General features: G+C 74.7%; 20 protein-coding genes, 1 pseudogene and 1 riboswitch. Of the genes and pseudogenes, 10 read left to right on the forward strand and 11 right to left on the reverse strand.

Features of this window, described 5'->3' with window-relative positions; genetic code table 11:
* Positions 1-18: 18 nt before the first annotated feature.
* From cobC to IE182_RS18150, 9 genes are all read right to left on the reverse strand, one after another.
* Complete coding sequence (gene cobC / locus IE182_RS18110; RefSeq protein ID WP_190110883.1) at positions 19-1071, reverse strand: Rv2231c family histidinol phosphate aminotransferase CobC; 1053 nt, start codon at positions 1069-1071, stop codon at positions 19-21.
* A 34-nt stretch (positions 1072-1105) separates the two neighbouring features.
* Entirely contained in the window at positions 1106-1483 is a 378-nt protein-coding gene (locus IE182_RS18115) for a cobalamin biosynthesis protein (protein WP_190110884.1), read from the reverse strand.
* The gene (locus IE182_RS18120; RefSeq protein ID WP_373303580.1) at positions 1480-2901 is read right to left on the reverse strand and encodes a cobyrinic acid a,c-diamide synthase CobB; all 1422 of its coding nucleotides are present in this window, start codon (positions 2899-2901) and stop codon (positions 1480-1482) included. Before IE182_RS18120 ends, IE182_RS18115 begins: the two co-directional genes overlap by 4 nt.
* Positions 2895-3494: a cob(I)yrinic acid a,c-diamide adenosyltransferase gene (gene cobO, locus IE182_RS18125; protein WP_190110886.1), complete on the reverse strand. Its 600-nt coding sequence runs from the start codon at positions 3492-3494 to the stop codon at positions 2895-2897. The genes IE182_RS18120 and cobO overlap by 7 nt, the downstream gene beginning before the upstream one ends.
* Complete coding sequence (locus IE182_RS18130) at positions 3494-5569, reverse strand: putative cobaltochelatase (RefSeq protein WP_190110887.1); 2076 nt, start codon at positions 5567-5569, stop codon at positions 3494-3496. Before IE182_RS18130 ends, cobO begins: the two co-directional genes overlap by 1 nt.
* Before the next feature lie 127 nt (positions 5570-5696).
* A complete protein-coding gene (locus tag IE182_RS18135; protein WP_229844908.1) occupies positions 5697-7238 on the reverse strand; it encodes a cobyric acid synthase in 1542 nt (513 codons plus the stop codon).
* Positions 7235-8224 (reverse strand): cobalamin biosynthesis protein, encoded by a 990-nt coding sequence (locus IE182_RS18140; RefSeq protein ID WP_190110888.1) that lies wholly within the window; start codon positions 8222-8224, stop codon positions 7235-7237. Before IE182_RS18140 ends, IE182_RS18135 begins: the two co-directional genes overlap by 4 nt.
* 121 nt (positions 8225-8345) lie before the next feature.
* Positions 8346-8472: riboswitch (cobalamin riboswitch) on the reverse strand.
* A gap of 115 nt (positions 8473-8587) precedes the next feature.
* Entirely contained in the window at positions 8588-8830 is a 243-nt protein-coding gene (locus IE182_RS18145) for a hypothetical protein (protein ID WP_190110889.1), read from the reverse strand.
* A gap of 19 nt (positions 8831-8849) precedes the next feature.
* Positions 8850-10100: an inorganic phosphate transporter gene (locus IE182_RS18150; RefSeq protein ID WP_190110890.1), complete on the reverse strand. Its 1251-nt coding sequence runs from the start codon at positions 10098-10100 to the stop codon at positions 8850-8852.
* Between the two features lie 113 nt (positions 10101-10213).
* Here IE182_RS18150 and IE182_RS18155 point away from each other — a divergent pair, with 113 nt between their 5' ends.
* The 3 genes from IE182_RS18155 (at position 10214) to IE182_RS18165 (ending at position 13587) form a co-directional block, all read left to right on the forward strand.
* The gene (locus IE182_RS18155) at positions 10214-10888 is read left to right on the forward strand and encodes a class II aldolase/adducin family protein (protein WP_190110891.1); all 675 of its coding nucleotides are present in this window, start codon (positions 10214-10216) and stop codon (positions 10886-10888) included.
* Positions 10889-10932: 44 nt separating this feature from the next.
* Positions 10933-12057, forward strand: a complete 1125-nt coding sequence (locus tag IE182_RS18160; RefSeq protein ID WP_190110892.1) for an alpha/beta hydrolase family protein — start codon at positions 10933-10935, stop codon at positions 12055-12057.
* A 111-nt stretch (positions 12058-12168) separates the two neighbouring features.
* Complete coding sequence (locus IE182_RS18165) at positions 12169-13587, forward strand: hypothetical protein (RefSeq protein ID WP_190110893.1); 1419 nt, start codon at positions 12169-12171, stop codon at positions 13585-13587.
* A 22-nt stretch (positions 13588-13609) separates the two neighbouring features.
* Here the strand turns inward: IE182_RS18165 and IE182_RS18170 are convergent, their stop codons facing one another.
* Both IE182_RS18170 and ypfJ read right to left on the reverse strand, forming a co-directional pair.
* A complete protein-coding gene (locus IE182_RS18170) occupies positions 13610-14038 on the reverse strand; it encodes a VOC family protein (protein WP_190110894.1) in 429 nt (142 codons plus the stop codon).
* A gap of 23 nt (positions 14039-14061) precedes the next feature.
* A pseudogene (gene ypfJ, locus IE182_RS18175) lies at positions 14062-14951 on the reverse strand (KPN_02809 family neutral zinc metallopeptidase).
* 237 nt (positions 14952-15188) lie between these two features.
* On the opposite strand from ypfJ, the gene abc-f reads away from it, so the two are divergent.
* The 7 genes from abc-f (at position 15189) to IE182_RS18210 (ending at position 20069) form a co-directional block, all read left to right on the forward strand.
* Positions 15189-16787, forward strand: coding sequence for a ribosomal protection-like ABC-F family protein (gene abc-f, locus IE182_RS18180; protein WP_190110895.1), 1599 nt, complete (start codon positions 15189-15191; stop codon positions 16785-16787).
* Between the two features lie 413 nt (positions 16788-17200).
* Positions 17201-17422: a helix-turn-helix domain-containing protein gene (locus IE182_RS18185; protein WP_016573902.1), complete on the forward strand. Its 222-nt coding sequence runs from the start codon at positions 17201-17203 to the stop codon at positions 17420-17422.
* Between the two features lie 127 nt (positions 17423-17549).
* Positions 17550-18341 carry an enoyl-CoA hydratase/isomerase family protein gene (locus tag IE182_RS18190; RefSeq protein ID WP_190110896.1) on the forward strand — a complete coding sequence of 264 codons (792 nt, stop codon included), beginning with the start codon at positions 17550-17552 and terminating at the stop codon, positions 18339-18341.
* Positions 18342-18470: 129 nt separating this feature from the next.
* A complete protein-coding gene (locus IE182_RS18195; protein ID WP_190110897.1) occupies positions 18471-18920 on the forward strand; it encodes an Asp23/Gls24 family envelope stress response protein in 450 nt (149 codons plus the stop codon).
* A gap of 10 nt (positions 18921-18930) precedes the next feature.
* Entirely contained in the window at positions 18931-19122 is a 192-nt protein-coding gene (locus tag IE182_RS18200) for a hypothetical protein (RefSeq protein ID WP_190110898.1), read from the forward strand.
* 21 nt (positions 19123-19143) lie between these two features.
* Positions 19144-19479, forward strand: coding sequence for an Asp23/Gls24 family envelope stress response protein (locus tag IE182_RS18205; RefSeq protein WP_190110899.1), 336 nt, complete (start codon positions 19144-19146; stop codon positions 19477-19479).
* Positions 19476-20069 (forward strand): DUF6286 domain-containing protein, encoded by a 594-nt coding sequence (locus tag IE182_RS18210; RefSeq protein ID WP_190110900.1) that lies wholly within the window; start codon positions 19476-19478, stop codon positions 20067-20069. The genes IE182_RS18205 and IE182_RS18210 overlap by 4 nt, the downstream gene beginning before the upstream one ends.
* Positions 20070-20076 lie beyond the last annotated feature (7 nt).

A 20076-nucleotide genomic window follows, 5' to 3' on the forward strand; every position in this document is an offset into this window, starting at 1 on the left:
GCAAAAGGCGCGGCCGGGTCAGCCGGCCGTCAGAGCCTCGCCGAGCGCCGCGACGAAGCGGTCCGTGGTCGCACGGTCCCGGACCGCCAGGCGCAGATAGTCCGGCCCCAGCCCCGGGAACGTGTCACCCCGGCGCACCGCGAAGCCCAGCCCCCGCAGCCGCGTCCGCACGGCCCCAGCCCCCGCCACCCGGATCAGCACGAACGGCCCGGCCGCCGGACCGCACACGGTCACCTGCGGGAACTCCGCCAGCCGCAACTGCAGATGGGAACGGTCCGAGGCGATCCGGTCGGCGGCGTGCGCGGCCTCGGCGAGCGCCGCAGGCGCACTGCACGCCTCCGCCGCCGCCAGCGCCGGCGACGACACCGGCCACAACGGCTGCGCCCGCTCCAGCCTGGCCACCGTGCCGGGCGAGGCCAGCACGTAGCCGATGCGCAGCCCCGCCAGGCCCCAGGTCTTGGTGAGGCTGCGCAGCACCACCAGCCCCGGCAGGTCCGTGCGGGCCGCGAGGGACTCCCGCTCGCCCGGCACCGCATCCATGAACGCCTCGTCCACCACCAGCGTCCGCCCCGGCCGGGCGAGCCGTGCCAGGGCACGGGCGGGATGCAGGACCGACGTCGGGTTGGTGGGGTTGCCCACGACCACCAGGTCCGCGTCCCCCGGCACCGCGCGCGGGTCGAACCGGAAGCCGTTTGCGGCGTCGAGCAGTACCCGCTCGACCGTGTGCCCGGCGTCCCGCAGGGCCGCCTCCGGCTCCGTGAACTGCGGGTGCACGACCACCGCGCGCCGCACCGGCAGCGCCCGGGCTATCAGCACGAACGCCTCGGCCGCCCCCGCCGTCAGCAGCACCCGCTCCTCGGGCAGCCCGTGCCGGTCCGCCACGGCGCGCCGGGCAGCCCGCCCGTCCGGGTACGCCGCGAGCGTTCCGAGCGAGTCGGCTATGCGTTCGCGCAGCCACTGCGGCGGCGTGCCGGAGCGCACGTTGACGGCAAGGTCCGTCAGTTCCGCTCCCATGCCGCGTACTTCGGCGTCTCCGTGGTGCCGCAGGTCGGGTTCGGCGGATGTGTGCATGACGTAAACGGTACTGAGCAGCCGGGCGCGTCGTTCACCCGGGGCGGCCCGCGACGGCCGCCGTGGCCTGCGCGGATTTGCGTTTGGGGACGAGCAGGACGGCCCCCGGCCCCGCCGCCAGCAGCGCGGCCGCCTCGGCGACGCCCGGGGTGCCGAGGGCCCGCCGGGCCCATTCCGAGGGATGCGGCACCGGTTGCGCGGCGAGCACGTGGGGGGCGTACGCGAGCAGGCGCACGCCGAAGCGGGCGGCGGCCGCCAGCAGGGCGGGCTCGGCGGCCCGGGCGTCGACGGTGGCCAGCCCCGCCACCGCGGCCGTCCCGGCCTCGGCGACCGTCCGCTCGACGAGGGCGAGCACCTCCTCGACGGACGCCCCGCGGCAGCTGCCGACGCCGACGTACAGGACGCCGGTCATCGCCCGGCCGCCCGCGCCACGAAGCGCGCCGCCGTGCCGGGGGCTCCCGCCCAGTGGACGTGCAGGTACGAGGCGTGCACCCCGCCCTGGACGAAGCCCTCCACACGGCGCTGCGGATGGGTGATGCCCCACGCGGGGGCGGAACCGGCACCCGGCTCGATCACCGTGCGGTGGAACTCGTGCCCGCGGACACGGGTGCCGGCGGGGGCCAGCGGGTTGTCCGCGATCGCCACGGCCTCGCGGTAGCCGAGGGTGAGGCGCTCGCCCATGCGGGCGTCCGCCGGGAGGACGCCGCACATCGGCCTCCCGTCGAGGGAACGGGCCAGGTAGAGCAGGCCGGCGCACTCGGCGGCGACCGGCGCCCCGGTCGTGGCGAGGGCGGCGACGGCCGCGCGGAGCGGTTCGTTGGCGGAGAGCTCGGGGGCGTACACCTCGGGGAAGCCACCGCCGATGACGAGGCCGGCTGTGCCGGCCGGGAGCTCTTCGTCGCGGAGGGGGTCGAACGTGACCACTTCCGCGCCGGCTGCGCGCAGCAGCTCGGCGTGCTCGGCGTACGAGAAGGTGAAGGCAGGGCCGCCGGCAACGGCGATCACCGGGGCACGATCCAGCCCCTCCGGCGTTTGAGGAGCGGCGTCCGGGGCGGAGCCCCGGTTCGGGGAAGGGGCGGGGTGGGGGAGAAGCTCGCCGAAGGCGCTCCACGCCTCGCCGGGCACCGGCGGTGCCGAGCGCGCCAGCGCCAGCAACCGCTCCAGGTCGCAGCCCTCCCGCACGCGGGCCGCGAACTCCGCCACCGCGTCGACCGCCTCGGCCCGCCGCTCGGCGACCGGCACCAGCCCCAGGTGCCGGGACGGCGTGTGCACGGGCTCCGCCCGCCGCACCGCGCCCAGCACCTCCACGCCCGACTCCTCCAACGCCTCCCGCAGCAGCACCTCGTGGCGGTCCGAGCCGACCTTGTTGAGGATCACGCCCGCGACCCGCACCTCCGGGTCCCAGGACGCGAAGCCGTGCACCAGCGCCGCCACCGACCGCGACTGCGACGACGCGTCGACGACCAGCACCACCGGCGCCCGCAGCAGCTTCGCCACGTGTGCCGTCGACGCCAGCTCGCCCTGCCCGGCCGCCCCGTCGTACAGGCCCATCACGCCCTCGACGACCGCCAGGTCGCAGCCCGCCGCCCCGTGCAGGAACAGCGGGGCGATCCGCTCCGGGCCGCACAGGAAGGCGTCCAGGTTGCGGCCCGGACGGCCCGTCGCCAGTGCGTGGTAGCCCGGGTCGATGTAGTCCGGGCCCACCTTGTGCGGGGACACGGCCAGGCCCGCGTCCGCGAACGCCCGCATCAGGCCCGTGGCCACGGTGGTCTTGCCGCTGCCGGACGCCGGAGCGGCGATGACGAGGCGGGGGAGGTGCGTACTCACCACTCGATGCCCCGCTGGCCCTTCTGGCCGGTGTCCATGGGGTGCTTGACCTTGGACATGTCCGTCACCAGGTCGGCGAACTCCACCAGCTTCTCCGGGGCGTTGCGGCCGGTGATGACGACGTGCTGGGTGCCCGGACGGTCCCTCAGCACCTCGATCACCTCGTCCGTGTCGATCCAGCCCCAGTGCATCGGGTACGCGAACTCGTCCAGCACGTACAGCTTGTACCGCTCAGCCGCCAGATCGCGCTTGACCTGCTCCCAGCCCTCGCGGGCCTTCTCCTCGTTGCTCAGGTCGGAGTCGCGCTGGATCCAGGACCAGCCCTCGCCCATCTTGTGCCAGTCGACGGTCCCGCCCTCGCCGGACGCGCCGAGCACGCGCAGCGCGTTCTCCTCGCCGACCTTCCACTTGGCCGACTTCACGAACTGGAACACCCCGATCGGCCAGCCCTGGTTCCAGGCCCGCAGCGCCAGGCCGAAGGCGGCGGTCGACTTGCCCTTGCCGATGCCGGTGTGCACGAAGACCAGCGGCCGGTTGCGGCGCTGGCGCGTGGTGAGCCCGTCCTCCGGTACGACGGTCGGCTGTCCCTTGGGCATTACGCGGCCCTCCTGGTGTTCGTGTTCCGTACGGTACGCACGTCGCGCACCAGCGCGGAGACGTTGTCCGCGCGCAGTTCGTCGAGTGTCACCACGGGCCCGCCCAGCGCCCGGCCCAGCTCGCCCGCCAGGCCCAGCCGCACCGGCCCCGCCTCGCAGTCCACGACGACCGACGCCGTGCCCTCGCCGGCCAGCAGCCGCGCCGCCCGCGAGGCCCGATCCAGCGGCTCGGGGCCGCCGGTGGCCCGCCCGTCCGTCACCACGACCAGCAGCGGGCGGCGCGACGGATCGCGCAGGCGCTCCACCCGCAGCACCTCGTGCGCCTGCAGCAGCCCCGCGGCCAGCGGCGTCCGACCACCGGTCGGCAGCTTCTCCAGCCGCGCCGCGCCCGCCTCCACCGACGACGTCGGCGGCAGCGCCACCTCCGCGCCCGCGCCGCGGAAGGTGATCATGCCGATCTTGTCGCGCCGCTGGTAGGCGTCCATGAGCAGCGACAGCACCGCGCCCTTGACGGCACTCATCCGCTTGCGCGCCGCCATGGAGCCGGAGGCGTCGACCACGAACAGCACCAGATTGCCCTCGCGGCCCTCGCGCACCGCCTCCCGCAGGTCGTCGCGCCGGACCACCAGCCCGGGACCGCTGCGGCCCCGGGCCCGCTGATGCGGGGCGGCGGCCTGCACGGTCGCGGCCAGGTGCAGCGTGGAGAGGGCGCCCCCGCGCGGGCGGCGCGCCCCCGTCGTGCGCCCGTGCGCGGTGAGGGCGCGCGAGCGGCGGCCGTCGGCCCCTTCGCCCAGCCCGGGCACGTCGAACCTGCGGGTCCGGAACGGGTCGGCCGCGGCCACGGCGGGCGCCTCGGGGGCCTCACCGCCGGGGCCGGACGCCGGGGCTTCCTGCGGGGCGGGTGAGTCGGAGCCCTCCCGCTGTTGCGGTACGTCGGGGGTGCCGTCGGGGCCCGGACCGTCCTGCGGCGGCTGCTGCCCCCCGCCGTCGGGGCCGTCGGGGCCCTCGCCGTCCGGGTCCGGACCCTCGGGCTCCGGGTCCGGCTCGGGCTCCGGCTCGTCGTCCTCGAACTGATTGAGGATCTCGTCGAGCCTGTCCTCGTCCAGACCGGGTGCGTCGAACGGATTGCGCCGGCGCCGGTGCGGCAGCGACAGCAACGCCGCCTGCCGGACGTCCGCCGTCGTCACGTCCGTACGCCCCGCCCACGCGGCGAGCGCGCTCGCGGTGCGCGCGGTCACGATGTCCGCACGCATGCCGTCCACCTCGAACCCGGCGCACACGGCGGCGATGCGGCGCAGCGCGCCGTCCCCGAGCCGTACGTCCGGCAGCAGCGCGCGGGCGGCGGCGATGCGCTCGCGCAGCGCGTCCTCCTCCGCGGCCCACTTGGCGGCGAAGGCGGCCGGGTCCTCGTCGTAGGCCAGGCGCCGGCGCACGACCTCGACGCGCTCGTCGGTCTCGCGGGAGGCGGCGACCTCCACGGTGAGGCCGAAGCGGTCGAGGAGCTGCGGGCGCAGCTCGCCCTCCTCGGGGTTCATGGTGCCGACGAGGAGGAAGCGGGACGCGTGACGGACGGAGACGCCTTCGCGCTCGACGTGGGCGGCTCCGGTCGCCGCCGCGTCGAGGAGCGCGTCGACCAGGTGGTCGCCCAAGAGGTTGACCTCGTCGACGTACAGCACGCCCCGGTGCGCCGCGGCCAACAGGCCCGGCTCGAACGCCTTGACGCCCTCGGCCAGCGCCCGCTCGATGTCGAGCGCGCCGACGAGCCGGTCCTCCGAGGCCCCGACGGGCAGTTCGACCATACGGGCGGGCCGGGCGGCGCTCGGCCCGCCCTCGTGCGGGCCGTCGGGGCACGAGGGGTCCGGGGCCGCGGGGTCGCAGGAGAAGCGGCAGCCGGTGACGGTGTTGACCACCGGCAGCAGCGTGGCCAGGGCCCGGACGGTCGTCGTCTTCGCGGTGCCCTTCTCACCCCGTACGAGCACTCCGCCGATGGAGGGCGAGATGGCGTTGAGCAGCAGGCCCAGCCGCATGTCGTCCATGCCGACGATCGCGGTGAACGGATAGGTGGCCGAGGCCATCAGGTGTTACCCCCTTCGTGGGAACGTGGGTTGTGGGCAGTCGTTCCGCAGGGCTGGGGGGACCCCCGACGGTAGCTGGGGGAGGGTGGGCACAACTCCCACCCACCGGCCCGCACCTGCAGGACGATCACGGTGCCCCCGGCGGTATGAACGGGACACCCACCGGCACCCCGTCCTCGATAAGCCGCAGCAACGCATCCGTGTCCGCGTGCTCCTCGATCAGATCCCCCAGCCGGTCCAGCTGTTCCTCCCGCAGCCCCGCGAACGACGTGTCCGGCGCCGGGACGAACGCCCGCCCGGCCGCCTTCGCCACCCGCCGCAGGAACGCGCGCCGGAAGCCGTCGCTCTCCAGCGAGCCGTGCCAGTGCGTGCCCCAGACGGCACCGACCCGGCAGCCGTCCAGGAACGGCTCGTCGCCGCCCAGGACTTCGGCGACGCCGTGGTGGATCTCGTAGCCCTCCACCCGCTCGCCCAGGGCCTCGCCCACCGGCCGGGCCAGGGTCTTCTCGACCGCGAACCGCACCCGCACCGGCAGCAGCCCCAGGCCCTCGACCGCACCGGCCCGGGACTCCACCTCGTCCTCGATCCGCTCGCCCAGCACCTGGAAGCCGCCGCAGATGCCCAGCACCGGGCGGCCCTCGGCGGCGCGGCGGGCCAGGGCGTCCGCGAGCCCGCGCTCACGCAGCCACGCCAGGGCCTTCACCGTGCCGCGCGTACCCGGCACGACCACGAGGTCCGCGTCGGCGAGCTCCTCGGGCCGGTCCACGAAGCGCACCACGACGCCCGGTTCGGCCGCCAGGGCGTCCACGTCCGTGAAGTTGGACATCAGCGGCACCGCGCACACCGCCACCCGCAGCACGTCCGCGCCGTGCGGCGGCGCCACCACCGACTCCCGTACGGCGCCGCGCAGCGAGACGCGCAGGCCGTCCTCCTCGTCGATGCCCAGGCCGTGGGCGAACGGCAGCACGCCGAACGTCCGCCGCCCCGTCAGGTCGCGCAGCATGTCCAGGCCGGGCTCCAGCAGGGTCACGTCGCCGCGGAACTTGTTGACGATGTAGCCCGCTATCAGCTCCTGGTCCTCGGGCGAGAGCAGCGCCGTCGTGCCGAAGAAGGAGGCGAAGACGCCGCCCCGGTCGATGTCGCCGACCACGACGACGGGCAGCCGGCCCGCGCGGGCTATGCCCATGTTGACGATGTCGCTGCGCCGCAGGTTGATCTCCGCCGGGCTGCCGGCGCCCTCGCAGATGACCGCGTCGTGCGTACGCCGCAGCTCCTCCAGGCACTCCGTCACCGTGCCGAACAGCTGCTCCTGGCGCCCCGCGTGGTAGCCGCGCGCGCTCAGTTCGCCCACCGGCTTGCCCATGAGGACGACCTGGCTGCTGCGGTCGCCGCCGGGCTTGAGCAGTACGGGGTTCATGAGCGCGCTCGGCTCGACGCGGGCGGCCGCGGCCTGCATGGCCTGCGCGCGTCCTATCTCGGCGCCCTCGCGGGTGACGTACGAGTTGAGCGACATGTTCTGTGCCTTGAAGGGCGCGACCTTGACGCCCTTGCGCACCAGCCAGCGGCAGATGCCGGCCGTGACGACGCTCTTGCCCGCGTCCGAGGTGGTCCCCGCCACCAGCAGGCCCCCGCCCAGCGGGCCGCCGGGCCCGCTCCTGTCGGCTGTCACCGGTTCCCCCTCCGTGCGGACGTGCGTGCGGACGTGCGTGCGGACTTCGTGATGCTCGCCAGGGAGAGCCTGCCCACCACCGCGGCTCCCAGGGCGAGGGCGGACACCCTGCGCGAGAGCCGCACCGCGCGTTCGATGTCGGCCGTGCGCACCGGGCACAGCCCGGCTCCCAGGACGGGGCGGTGCTCGACGCGGCCGGCGTAGGCGAGGGTGCCGCCCAGCCGCACTCCGAGGGCGCCGGCGAACGCGGCCTCGACCGGCCCGGCGTTGGGGCTGGGGTGGCGGGAGGCGTCGCGCCGGGCCACGCGCCAGGCGCGGCGCGGGTCGGGGCCGGCGAGGACGGCGAGGGCGGCGGTGAGCCGGGCGCCGGGCCAGCCGACGACGTCGTCGAGCCGGGCGGAGGCCCAGCCGAACCGCCGGTGGCGGGGCGACTTGTGACCCACCATGGCGTCGAGGGTGTTGACGGCGCGGAAGCCCACCAGGCCGGGTACGCCGGCCAGGGCTCCCCATACGAGGGCGCCCACGACGGCGTCGGAGGTGTTCTCGGCGACGGATTCGACGACCGCCCGCGCGATCTGCTGCGCGTCCAGCGCCTGCGGGTCGCGGCCGCACAGGTGCGGCAGCCGCTCCCGGGCGACGTCCAGGTCGCCCGCGGCGAGCGCACCGCCGATGGCGCGCGCCTCGCGGCCCAGGGACGTGCCGCCCAGCACGGCCCAGGTGGCGGCGGCGGTCAGGGCGATGTCCGCGGGCCGGGAGCGGCGGGCGGTACGGGCGAGGAGCGCGGCGCCGGCCACGGCACTCCCGGCGCACAGCAGGGCGTGCGCGGTGCCGTAGCCGCGGTGGTCGCGCCACAGGCGCTGTTCGACGGCGTGCGCGGCGCGGCCGAAGGCGGCCACGGGGTGGCCCCGGCGGGGGTCGCCCAGGACGAGGTCGCAGGCGAAGCCGAGCGCCGCACCGCACGCGAAACCGATGTGATCGGCACGCATCGGGTCAGACCGCCGTCACGCCTCGGCGGTGGCAGGAGGGGACTTCGGGCGGTGTGCGGCCGGGCATGGGATGTGTCCTCACTCAGGGTCCGCGCCCTGGCTCGACGTGACCGGCGACCAGAGTCTCCTGGCTCCCGGATCGGCGTCGCCCCCGGCCTTCCGGCCCGCGTCGGCGGACCGTGGCCCTCGGTGGGGGGACACTCCCCGGTGACAGTGGCGGGACCGCGCCGGACTCGCACCGGCTTCCTCTGCTGTCGCCGTTTGGCTCCGGAAGTCCACCACGGCCCGGGAAGGGCAGTCAACTCACGGTTGACCTGCGGCCTTCCCGGGCCGTGGGGGAGGTATGCGGGACGGGCGAGGGCCTCAGGAGACGATGAGGTAGATGCCGTATCCGACGGCCGCCGCGCACAGCGCGAAGCAGGCGTACGCGCCGGTGCGCATCATCGCGCCCGGGGCGACGGGCGCGGCGACGGTGCCGTCCGGCTGCTCCTGGGGCTTGCGGGACGAGGTGCCCACGATGCCGAGGGTGAAGACGCCGACGAGCGTGACGGTCACGACGAGGCTGACGCCGAAGACCTGGCCGAGGGCTTCCCAGTTGATCTGCATGAGCGGGTTCCTTGGTTCCTTAGCTCGTCGCCGCGGCGGCGGGGGCGGCGGAGGAGGCGGTCGCCGGGGCGGCCAGGGGGCCGGCCGGCGGCGGGGCCACGGCCTGCAGGGCGGCGGTGATCACACCGGCCGGCTCGACGGGAGCGGCGTCCACGCCCTGCGGCTGGTTGAGGTCGTTGACGTTGTCGTGCGTGACCGGCTTGCGGCGGGAGGCCAGCCAGATAGCGCCGGAGACGGCCAGGCCGAGGACGGCCACCGCGGCCACGCCCCAGTCGCCCTGGTCGGCGAGGAGGGCCGCGCCACCGGCGACCAGGCCCGCGGCGGGCAGGGTCAGGCCCCAGGCCGCGACCATGCGGCCGGCGGTCGACCAGCGCACCACGCCGCCCTTGCGGCCGAGGCCGGCGCCCATGATCGAGCCCGAGCAGACCTGGGTGGTGGAGAGCGCGAAGCCGATGTGCGAGGAGGCGAGGATGACCGTCGCCGCGCCGGTCTGGGCGGCGAAGCCCTGCGCCGGCTTGATGTCGGTGAGGCCCTTGCCGAGCGTCTGGATGATGCGCCAGCCGCCCAGGTACGTACCGAGCGCGATGGCCAGGCCCGCGGAGACGATGACCCACATCGGCGGGTCGGAGTGCGGGGCGACGACGCCGCCGGTGACCAGGGCGAGGGTGATCACGCCCATCGTCTTCTGGGCGTCGTTGGTGCCGTGGGCGAGGGAGACCAGGGCCGCCGAGGCGATCTGGCCGGCGCGGTAGCCCTTGGCGGTCTCCTGCTCGTCGCGGCCCCGGGCCAGGCGGTAGGTGAGCCGGGTCGCGCACCAGGCGGCGAGGCCGGCCACCAGCGGCGCGGCGACCGCCGGGATGAGGACCTTCATGACGACCTTGTCGGCGTTGACCGCGTCGAAGCCGACGGCGACGACGGTCGCACCGATCAGACCACCGAAGAGGGCGTGGGAGGAGCTGGAGGGAAGTCCGGCCAGCCACGTGAGCAGGTTCCAGACGATGGCGCCGACCAGTCCGGCGAAGATCACCTCTGGTCTGACGCCGGCGGTCTCGTCGATGATCCCGCCGGAGATCGTCTTGGCGACCTCGACGGACAGGAAGGCGCCCACGAGGTTGAGCACGGCCGACATGGCCACCGCGACCTTGGGCTTGAGCGCCCCGGTGGAGATGGTGGTGGCCATGGCGTTGGCCGTGTCGTGGAAGCCGTTCGTAAAGTCGAACACCAAGGCCGTGACGATCACGATCCCGATGAGAAGCGTGATGTTTTCCATTCACCCAGGCAATCAGCTCGATGGTCAGTACAGCGGCGACCGTAAGGAGCCCGGGTGAACGGAAGGTGAACTGGGACGGGACGACCGATGACGCCAACCGGAGGCGGGGACCGATGAGGGCATACGAACAGACGCCGGGACCGGACGACCGCACGGCCCGCACCTGGGCGGAAGTCGTGGCCACGGCCCGCCGCAGCACCGCCGACGGCCTCGTGGTGGGCACCTCCGGCAACGTCTCCGCACGCATCGGCGACGTGGTGCTCGTCACGCCCAGCGGCGTCCCCTACGACCGGCTCGGCCCCGGCGACGCGGTCGGCGTGGACCTCGACGGCCGCCGGGTGCTCGGCGAGCTCGCCCCCACCAGCGAGCTCCCCCTCCACCTGGCCGTCTACCGGGCCACCGACGCCGCCGCGATCGTGCACACCCACGCCGTGCACGCCACCGCCGTCTCCACCCTCGTCACCGAGGTGCCGCCGATCCACTACGTGGCCGCCGCCCTCGGCGGACCCGTGCGGGTCGCCCCCTACGCCCTCTACGGCTCCGAGGAACTGGCCGACAACGCCCTGCGGGCCCTCGACGGCCGCACCGGCTGCCTCCTGCAGAACCACGGCACCCTCACCTACGGCGCCACCCTCGACCAGGCGTACGACCGCACCGCCCAGCTGGAGTGGATGTGCCGGGTCTGGCTCACCGCCGCCACCGTCCCGGGCCGCACCCCCTCCCTGCTGAGCCCCGAGCGGCTCGCCGAGGCCGCCGAGCGGCTGAAGGGCTACGGACAGCACGGCTGACCGCCCACTGGCCAGGCCGGCCGCCCGCGCCCACACTGGAGACGATGGTGCTGCGCACGGCGGCGGCCCTGGCCGCCACGACGCTGATCGGTGCCGGAGCGGCCGCGGTGGCGGCCGGGCGGTACGCCGGTGACGCTGCGCTCAAGGCGGGCCCCGGCAAGCCGCTGCCGGGCGAGCCGCGGCTGACCGTCCACGACGTCGGGGCCGGCACCGTCACCCTCGGCCGGACCCCCGCGGCGCTGCGTCCGGGCACCTACGGCCTCGCCGGAGCGGACCTGCACGCGATCGTCGGGCCCGTCGTCGCCGACGTCTCGCACCCCCACGACCGCGTCGTGCGGCGCCTGGAGTCGCTCGCCCGCGGCCTGCCGCGGCCGGGCGACCACGTCTGGCTCACCCCCCAGGTGCACACCGGCGACCCCGGCGAGGCCCTCGGCCTCGACCACAGGGACGTGGACGTCCCGGGCGAGCTCGGACCGCTGCCCGCCTGGTTCGTCCCCGGCAGCCGCGACACCTGGGTGATCACCGTGCACGGACTGGGCACCACCCGCGAGCACCCGCTGAACGTGCTGCCCGTCCTGCACCGCCAACGGCTCCCCGTCCTGGACATCGCCTACCGGGGCGACCCCGGCGCACCCCGCCCGGCCCACGGAATCCGCCACTTCGGCGCCGGGGAATGGCGGGATCTCGACGCCGCGATCCGCTACGCGATCCGCAGCGGCGCCCGCCGCGTGGTCCTGCACGGCTGGTCCACCGGCGCCACCATGGCCCTGCTGGCCGCCCGGGACTCCGCGCTCCGCGACCGCATCAGCGGGCTCGTCCTGGACGCCCCCCTCCTCGACTGGCCCGCCGCGCTGCGCGCCCTCGCCGCCCACCGCATCCCGGCATCCCTCATTCCGCTTGCGGTCCGTGCGACCGAGGGACGCACCGGACTCGGCCCCGGCAGCCTGCTGGCCGCCGCCGACCCCGCCCGCCTGACCGTGCCCGTCCTCCTCGTGCACGGCACCGACGACACCCTCGCGCCCCCGGTGCACTCCCGTGAACTGGCCGCCGCCCGACCGGAACTGATCACCTTGCGGACCGTGCGCGGAGCCGGGCACGCCGGGTCGTGGAACGCCGGCCCGCAGGGCTACGAAGAGGCCCTGCGCCGCTTCCTCGTCCCCCTCATGTAGGGCGCTCGCCGCCCGGGTGCAGCCCCTCCGTCGCCCCGCACCACCGGTCGCGTGCGACCGGTTCGCCGGTTCCGATTGGGTTTTCGGAGCGTGAACGGCAAGACTGCTCCTGTGACGTCCCGTACTCCGCGCGACTCCCGGCTCAGACTCGTCCCCCGACAGCCGATCGCCGCCGCCCGCCGGGCCGTGGCGAACCGAGGCACCCGCCCGGCGCCCCGCCCGCCCGCGGGCACCCCGGCCCGGCCCGAACTCGCCCAGCAGGCGAGAGCCGGGCTGGCCGGCGCCGTCCGCCTGGCCCGCTGGGCCGCGGCCGAAGCCGGCCGCGGCGCCACCCTGCGGCCGGGCCTGGCCGCGGGGTTGAGCGACGGCACGGCCGAGCGCGCCGCCGCAGCAATGGGACTGACGGCGGGCCAGGTGCGCGCCGACTGGGACCGGGCCCGCCTCGCCGGCCTCCTCGAACTGCACGGCGGCACCGCCCGCCCCGGCTGGCGCCTGCAGGCATGGGACCGCGACGACAGCGCCGTCCTGCGCGGCTGGGTCGCCCTCTTCGACGCCTGGTCCCTCGCCCACCCCGAGCCCGCCGGCGCCGACGCCACGATCGCCGCCGAGGTCGTCGAGGCCGCCCCGCAGCTGCTGTCCGTCATGCACCTGTCGGCCGGACCCGTCTCCGTGGCGATGCTCCTCGACCTGCTCCAGCAGCGCGTCGCCGAGATCCGCGCCGAGCGCTGCGAGATCCCGTACGACACCCCCGGCACGCCCCCGCCCCCCGCCCCGCCCGTCCCCGCCGACGGCGACCCGCTCCCCGAGCTCCTCGACTGGGCCCTCGAAGGGCTCGCCTCCGTCGGCGCCCTGGTGATGCGCGGCGGATCCGGCCCCCGCGCCGAGGCCCTCCTGACCCCCCTCGGCAACTGGGCCGTGTGGGTCAAGCTCGAACAGATCTGCGTGGCCGCCCAGAGCCCCGCAGGCAACATCGAACTCTCCGCCGAGGCCATGCTCCGCGGCTGCGCCGACCTCACCCCCGGCCCCGCCCGCGCCGAGTACCGCGCCTGGCTCGCCGCCCGGCCCGTGCGCAGCGCCGTCGAGGAGCTGCTCGGCACCGCCCGCGGCGACGACGCGATGGTGCGGGGCCTGGCCTTCGAGGCGCTGCGCGCCGTGGGCGCCCCCGCCGAGCCCGCGGTGCGCGCGGCGGCGGACGAGCCGGTGCTGCGCCCGTACGCCCTGCTGTGGCTCGCCGAGCACGAGGGCCACGACCCGGAGGAGGCCGCGGAGGTCCTCACCCGGGAGGAGGCGACGTGGCTGTGGATCGACACGGCGGCGGCTGTCGCCGACCACGGCGAGAGCCGGCTGCTGGTGCGCCACCTGGACTCGGCGGTGCAGGGGACGGTGCCCGGGCTCCTGGAGGAGGTACGGGCCGTGGGGCACCCGCGGACCGTGCAGGTGCTGGTGGCCCTGGCCGCCGCCCACCCGGACCCGGCCCTGGCCAAGGCCGTGCGCCGGGCCGCCTTCCAGGTCCACCGCGGCGGGGCGTGAGGGCGCGCCCGTCGGACAGGCCCTAACCCGCGGCGGCGGCCTCCGGCCCCTGTGGCGCGTACGTGCCGAAGCTCCAGATGTTCCCGCCGACGTCACGGGCCATGTAGTCGCGGGAACCGTACTCCTGGTCCGTCGGGGGCATCAGGATCTCGGCGCCGTTCTCCCGGGCCCGCCGGTGGTGGGCGTCGGTGTCCTCGACCACGACGTACACCGCCGCCGGGCCCGCCCCCGCCATCGCGTGGTCGAACACCCCGCCCGTGCCTCTGGAGCCGACCATCACCATGCCGTTGCCGTAGACGAGCTCGGCGTGCAGCACGGCGCCCTCCTCGCTCTCGTAGAGCGCGGTGCGGGTGAAGCCGAACGCCTCCGTGAGCTGCACGATTGCCGCCTGGGCGTCCTCGTAGAGCAGCGCCGGGCTGATGGTCGGCGACGCCGTGGTCATGTCGGTCATGACGGTCACTCCTCGGTCGAAGGTCAGCGGAAGGTGTCGCAGCGCTCCATGTCGCCCGTGGAGTAGCCGGTGGTGAACCACTGGCGGCGCTGTGCCGCCGAGCCGTGGGTCCAGCTCTCGGGGGTGACCCGCCCCTGGAACTTCTCCTGGATGCGGTCGTCGCCGACCGCCGCGGCCGCGGAGAGGCCGTCGTCGATGTCGGCCGGTGTCAGCTGCTTGATCAGCGGCCGGCCCGTGGACTTCTCCGGGGTCGTGGCCGCGTGGCGCGCCCAGACCCCGGCGTAGCAGTCGGCCTGCAGCTCGGTGCGGACGGAGGCGCTGTCGGCGCCCGTGCGCCGGTCCTGGGAGCGGCCCAGGACGCCCGCCAGGTTCTGGACGTGGTGGCCGTACTCGTGGGCGACGACGTACGCCTGGGCGAACGGGCCGCCGCTCGCGCCGAACTTCGTCCGGAGGTCGTCGAAGAAGCCCAGGTCCAGGTAGACCTTGTGGTCGGCCGGGCAGTAGAACGGCCCGACCGCCGAGGTGGCCGCCCCGCAGCCGGTGCGGACCTGCCCGGTGAAGAAGACCGTGGACGCCGGCGTGTACGTGCCGCCGTGGCGGGGCAGCTCCCGGCCCCAGAACGACTGCGCGCTGTTGACGACCGCCACGATGCGGCAGTCCTCCCGGGCGTTGGCGTCCTTGCCCGTCCGGCAGCTCTCGGAGACCTGCGCGGCCGTGCTCCCGGTCGGCCGCGTCCCCGGCTCCTGCGACGTGAGGCCCAGCTCACCCGGGCCGATGCCGAAGAAGAGCCCCAGCGCCAGGACGATCAGCCCGGCGATGCCGCCGCCGACGGTGAGCCCGCCGCCCGGGATCCCGCCGCCCGCCGGTCGTCCACCTGGGAGGTGTCGAGATCCGCGTCGTCGTCGAACTGCATGCGTCACCGCCCTCTCCGTCCTCCCGGCAGGCTTTTCCACCCTGAGTATCCGCGAATCGTCCCTTCTCCGCCCTTTTCGGCGCACGGAGTCGGGGTGCGGCCCCCGGGTGACCCTGGGAATCGGCTTGCGCGCCCCCGTTAGACTTGTCCCCATGGCATTCCTCCTCGTGCATTAGACGGCGTCGAATCGACCCAGTCCGCCCTTCCGCCGTCCTTCCTGCCCTGGAGTAGAAACCCGTGATCACCGCCTCCGGCATCGAGCTGCGCGCCGGCGCACGCGTCCTCATCGAGTCCGCCAGCTTCCGCATCGCCAAGGGCGACCGCGTCGGCCTGGTCGGCCGCAACGGTGCGGGCAAGACCACCCTCACCAAGTGCCTCGCCGGCGAGGGCATCCCCGCCGCCGGCACCATCGCCCGCTCCGGCGAGGTCGGCTACCTCCCGCAGGACCCCCGTACCGGCGACCTCGACGTGCTCGCCCGCGACCGCATCCTCTCCGCGCGCGGCCTGGACACCGTCCTGCGCAAGATGCGCGAGAACGAGGACCGGATGGCCAACGGCAAGGGCGCCACCCGCGAGAAGGCGATGAAGAAGTACGAGCGCCTGGAGACGGAGTTCCTCACCAAGGGCGGCTACGCCGCCGAGGCGGAGGCCGCGACCATCGCCGCCAGCCTCGGCCTGCCCGACCGCATCCTCACCCAGCCGCTGCACACGCTCTCCGGCGGTCAGCGCCGCCGCGTCGAGCTGGCCCGGATCCTCTTCTCCGACGCCGACACGCTCCTGCTCGACGAGCCCACCAACCACCTCGACGCGGACTCCATCGCCTGGCTGCGGGACTACCTCAAGAGCTACCGCGGCGGCTTCATCGTGATCTCCCACGACGTCGACCTCGTCGAGACCGTCGTCAACAAGGTCTTCTACCTCGACGCCAACCGCTCGACCATCGACGTCTACAACATGGGCTGGAAGCTCTACCAGCAGCAGCGCGAGGCCGACGAGAAGCGCCGCAAGCGCGAGCGCCAGAACGCCGAGAAGAAGGCCGCGGCCCTCAATTCGCAGGCCGACAAGATGCGCGCCAAGGCCACCAAGACCGTCGCCGCGCAGAACATGGCCAAGCGCGCCGAGCGGCTGCTCTCGGGCCTGGAGGCGGTGCGCGCCTCCGACAAGGTCGCCAAGCTCCGCTTCCCCGAGCCCGCGCCCTGCGGCAAGACCCCGCTCATGGCCGAGGGCCTGTCGAAGTCCTACGGCTCCCTGGAGATCTTCACCGACGTCGACCTGGCCATCGACAAGGGCTCCCGCGTGGTCATCCTCGGCCTCAACGGCGCCGGCAAGACCACCCTGCTGCGCCTGCTGGCCGGCACGGAGAAGTCCGACACCGGCCAGGTCACGCCCGGCCACGGCCTCAAGCTCGGCTACTACGCCCAGGAGCACGAGACGCTCGACCCGGACCGCACGGTCCTGGAGAACATGCGGTCCGCCGCGCCCGACCTCGACCTCGTCGAGGTGCGCAAGACCCTGGGTTCCTTCCTCTTCTCCGGCGACGACGTCGACAAGCCCGCCGGCGTGCTCTCCGGCGGCGAGAAGACCCGTCTCGCGCTCGCCACGCTCGTCGTCTCCTCCGCCAACGTCCTCCTCCTGGACGAGCCCACCAACAACCTCGACCCGGCCAGCCGCGAGGAGATCCTCGGCGCGCTGCGCACCTACAAGGGCGCGGTCGTGCTGGTGACGCACGACGAGGGCGCCGTCGACGCCCTGGAGCCCGAGCGGATCATCCTGCTGCCGGACGGCATCGAGGACCTGTGGGGCCCGGACTACGCGGACCTGGTGGCGCTCGCCTGACCCGCCCGCGGGGCCCTCGGGCCCCCTTTCCCGGCCGGCGCCGAGGGGCCCCGGCCGGGGCTCTTGATCAGTCCCGTCCCGATCATTCGGCCGACAGGTGATCCATCATCTGAGTGAGGACGGCTGGTACCCCGATAACACCCGGTGCTCCGGCGCATGCGCTGCGCGAGGTGCGGGGCGCCGTTCGCGCCGCGCGTGAGGGTGCCCCGCCTGACCTGCCGCTTCATCCCGCCACCCGTACGGCCGTACGAGCAGGATCACTCGGAATTGCCTGCTCCGGGCGGTCCCCGGGGCCCGATTTCCGGACGGCCGTTCCCCCCGACTTCGCATCGACCTTGCCGAATGGGTGGCCATGAGGCCGCCAAGGGGTGATCATGAGAGTCAAGAGGCGCATCTCCCATGAGGAGGCACGGGTGGCCGAGACTCTGAAGAAGGGCAGCCGGGTGACCGGCGCCGCGCGCGAAAAGCTCGCGGCAGACCTGAAGAAGAAGTACGACTCCGGTGCGAGCATCAGGGCGCTGGCCGAAGAGACCGGTCGCTCCTACGGCTTCGTTCACCGGATGCTCAGCGAATCCGGCGTGGTCCTGCGGGGCCGCGGCGGAGCCACGCGCGGCAAGAAGGCCGCCTCGGTCTGACGCCGCGCACCGGGAACAGCAGTCGGAGCACAGCAGTCAGGACAGTCGCCACCCGGTCGGCCGGCCGGCCCTCCGGGTGGTTACTGTGCAGTCAACCAAAGTGACTGCGGCCATTCCGGAGGCCCCCATGACTGCCCGCAAGACCCTGCTCGACCAGGACGGCGTACAGCTCACCGTCGATGATGCGGTTGCCACCGTCACGCTCACCAACCCCGCCAAGCGCAACGCCCAGTCGCCCGCGCTGTGGCGGGCCCTGGCCGAGGCGGGCCGGCTGCTGCCGGGCACCGTACGTGTGGTGGTGCTGGGGGGAGAGGGCAAGTCCTTCTCCGCGGGCCTCGACCGCCAGGCGTTCACCCCCGAGGGCTTCGACGGCGAGCCGTCCTTCCTCGACCTCGCGCGCGGCACCGACGAGGCGCTCGACGCCGAAATCGCCGCGTACCAGGAGGCGTTCACCTGGTGGCGGCGCAGCGACATCGTCTCCATAGCCGCCGTGCAGGGCCACGCCATCGGCGCGGGCTTCCAGCTCGCCCTCGCCTGCGACCTGCGCGTCTGCGCCGACGACGTGCAGTTCGCCATGCGCGAGACCAGCCTGGGCCTGGTGCCCGACCTCACGGGTACGCACCCGCTGGTATCCCTGGTGGGCTACGCCCGCGCGCTGGAGATCTGCGCGACCGGACGCTTCGTCCACGCCGCGGAGGCCGAACGGGTGGGTCTGGCCAACATCGTCGTCCCGCTCGCCGAACTGGCCGCCGCCACCGACGATTTGACGGCCGCCCTGCTGGCCGCGCCGCGCGACGCCGTCATCGAGACCAAGGCGCTGCTGCGGGGCGCGGGGGACCGCACCTACGACGAACAGCGCATCGCCGAGCGCGCCGCGCAGGCCCGCCGGCTGCGGGACCTCGCCGGTCTGGGGGAGTAGCGGCCCGCCCGTCCGGGACGGGGCCCACCCGAACGGTGGCCTCCGTCCCGCCCTTCCAGGGCATCGGCCGGGCGCGGCGGGGCAACCGCACCTATGGTGGCAAATGGACGGGAAAGGAGGCGATCGACCATGAGTGAGACCACCGGCCAGACCGGCCGCCCGGGAGACCGGGGCAAGCAGCCGCCGGTTCCCCCCGGCGACCGCGGCCGCACCACCATCGCCGACGGTGTCGTCGAGAAGATCGCGGGGCTGGCGGCCCGCGAGGTGATGGGCGTCCATGCCATGGGCAGCGGTCTCTCCCGCACCTTCGGCGCCATGCGCGAGCGGGTACCCGGCGGTGGCAAGTCCGTCGCCCGCGGCGTCAAGGCCGAGGTCGGCGAGGTCCAGACGGCCCTCGACCTGGAGATCGTCGTCGAATACGGCGTCTCCATCGTGGAGGTGGCCCGTGCCGTACGGGAAAACGTCGTCGCGGCGGTGGAGCGCATGACGGGTCTGCAGGTCGTCGAGGTGAACATCGCCGTCACCGACGTCAAGCTGCCCGACGAGGAAGAGGAAGAGCCGGAGCCCAGGATCCAGTGAGGAGCGCGCCATGAGCATGGCCGGGGCCGGCCTGATCGCCGGGATGGCTCTGGGATTCGCCGGCTACTTCGGCGGATTCGGGGCATTTCTGCTGGTGGCGGCGCTGGGTGCCGTCGGGTTCGTGGCGGGCCGGTTCCTCGACGGCGATCTGGAGCCGGGTGACTTCTTCCACCCGCGTGACCGCGACGGACGCGGGAGGTAGGGCGTGGGGGGAGGACCCGCGGTGGAACCCGCAGAGCGCGGGGCGACCCGCATCGCCGACCGCGTCGTAGCGAAGATCGCCTCCCAGGCGGCCCGCGAGGCGCTGCACGGGACGGCCACGGAAGGGCACGAGTCACCCCGGGCGTCCGTCGTCGTCCACGACGGCACCGCCCGGGTGCGGATCTCCGTCGACCTGGACTACCCCGCGGACATCGGCGCCCGCTGCCGTGCGGTGCGCGGCCGCATCGTCGAGCGGATCCGCGGCCTGGCCGGCATGGAGGTCCCCGAGGTGGTGATCACCGTGGAGCGGCTGCACGCGTCGCAGACCGGCCGTGTGGGCGCGGAGCGGGTCCGATGAGCGGTGTACCGCTGCAGAAGACGCCGCCGGACGCGCCTCCGCCCGGTGACGGGGCCGCACACCGCTTCTGGTCCGTGCGCCGCCTGCCCGCCGCGCTCGTCGCGGCCGTGGTGCTGGCGGCCGCGGGCTTCCTCCTCTACGACATCGTCTCCGTGCGGACCGGCCACCCCGCCCTGCGCTGGCGCCGCCGCCTCGCCCGGGAGCTGGCCGAGCGCCCTCTGGGCGACGGCTGGGTGACCGCGGGCGCCGCCGTGGCCGTCCTCGTGGGCCTGTGGCTGGTCGTGCTGGCCGTCACCCCCGGCCTGCGCGGCGTCCTGCCGATGCGGCGGGCCGCCGGCGTGCGGGCCGGACTCGACCGGCGGGCAGCGGCCCTGGCGCTGCGCGACCGGGCCCTGACGGTGTCCGGGGTGCAGTCCGTACGGGTCGACGTCGGCCGCCGTGTGGTCAGGGCCCGCGTCCAGTCGCACTTCCGCGACCTGGACGAGGTGCGGACCGACGTCAACAGCGTCCTGGCCGAGGGCGTCCGGGAACTGGGGCTGGCCCGGGAACCCTCCCTGTCCGTGCACGTACGCAGGGCGGCGAAGGGGTGAGCGCGCG

This window comes from Streptomyces cinnamoneus (assembly GCF_014650495.1).
Taxonomy (GTDB): domain Bacteria; phylum Actinomycetota; class Actinomycetes; order Streptomycetales; family Streptomycetaceae; genus Streptomyces; species Streptomyces cinnamoneus.

What these genes read in the sequence shown, in the direction of transcription:
- cobC (WP_190110883.1), bottom strand. Translation starts at nt 1,071, where the DNA reads ATGCACACATCCGCCGAACCCGACCTGCGGCACCACGGAGACGCCGAA.
- IE182_RS18115 (WP_190110884.1), bottom strand. Translation starts at nt 1,483, where the DNA reads ATGACCGGCGTCCTGTACGTCGGCGTCGGCAGCTGCCGCGGGGCGTCC.
- cobO (WP_190110886.1), bottom strand. Translation starts at nt 3,494, where the DNA reads ATGCCCAAGGGACAGCCGACCGTCGTACCGGAGGACGGGCTCACCACG.
- IE182_RS18130 (WP_190110887.1), bottom strand. Translation starts at nt 5,569, where the DNA reads ATGGCCTCGGCCACCTATCCGTTCACCGCGATCGTCGGCATGGACGAC.
- IE182_RS18140 (WP_190110888.1), bottom strand. Translation starts at nt 8,224, where the DNA reads ATGCGTGCCGATCACATCGGTTTCGCGTGCGGTGCGGCGCTCGGCTTC.
- IE182_RS18145 (WP_190110889.1), bottom strand. Translation starts at nt 8,830, where the DNA reads ATGCAGATCAACTGGGAAGCCCTCGGCCAGGTCTTCGGCGTCAGCCTC.
- IE182_RS18150 (WP_190110890.1), bottom strand. Translation starts at nt 10,100, where the DNA reads ATGGAAAACATCACGCTTCTCATCGGGATCGTGATCGTCACGGCCTTG.
- IE182_RS18155 (WP_190110891.1), top strand. Translation starts at nt 10,214, where the DNA reads ATGAGGGCATACGAACAGACGCCGGGACCGGACGACCGCACGGCCCGC.
- IE182_RS18160 (WP_190110892.1), top strand. Translation starts at nt 10,933, where the DNA reads ATGGTGCTGCGCACGGCGGCGGCCCTGGCCGCCACGACGCTGATCGGT.
- IE182_RS18170 (WP_190110894.1), bottom strand. Translation starts at nt 14,038, where the DNA reads ATGACCGACATGACCACGGCGTCGCCGACCATCAGCCCGGCGCTGCTC.
- IE182_RS18190 (WP_190110896.1), top strand. Translation starts at nt 17,550, where the DNA reads ATGACTGCCCGCAAGACCCTGCTCGACCAGGACGGCGTACAGCTCACC.
- IE182_RS18195 (WP_190110897.1), top strand. Translation starts at nt 18,471, where the DNA reads ATGAGTGAGACCACCGGCCAGACCGGCCGCCCGGGAGACCGGGGCAAG.
- IE182_RS18200 (WP_190110898.1), top strand. Translation starts at nt 18,931, where the DNA reads ATGAGCATGGCCGGGGCCGGCCTGATCGCCGGGATGGCTCTGGGATTC.
- IE182_RS18210 (WP_190110900.1), top strand. Translation starts at nt 19,476, where the DNA reads ATGAGCGGTGTACCGCTGCAGAAGACGCCGCCGGACGCGCCTCCGCCC.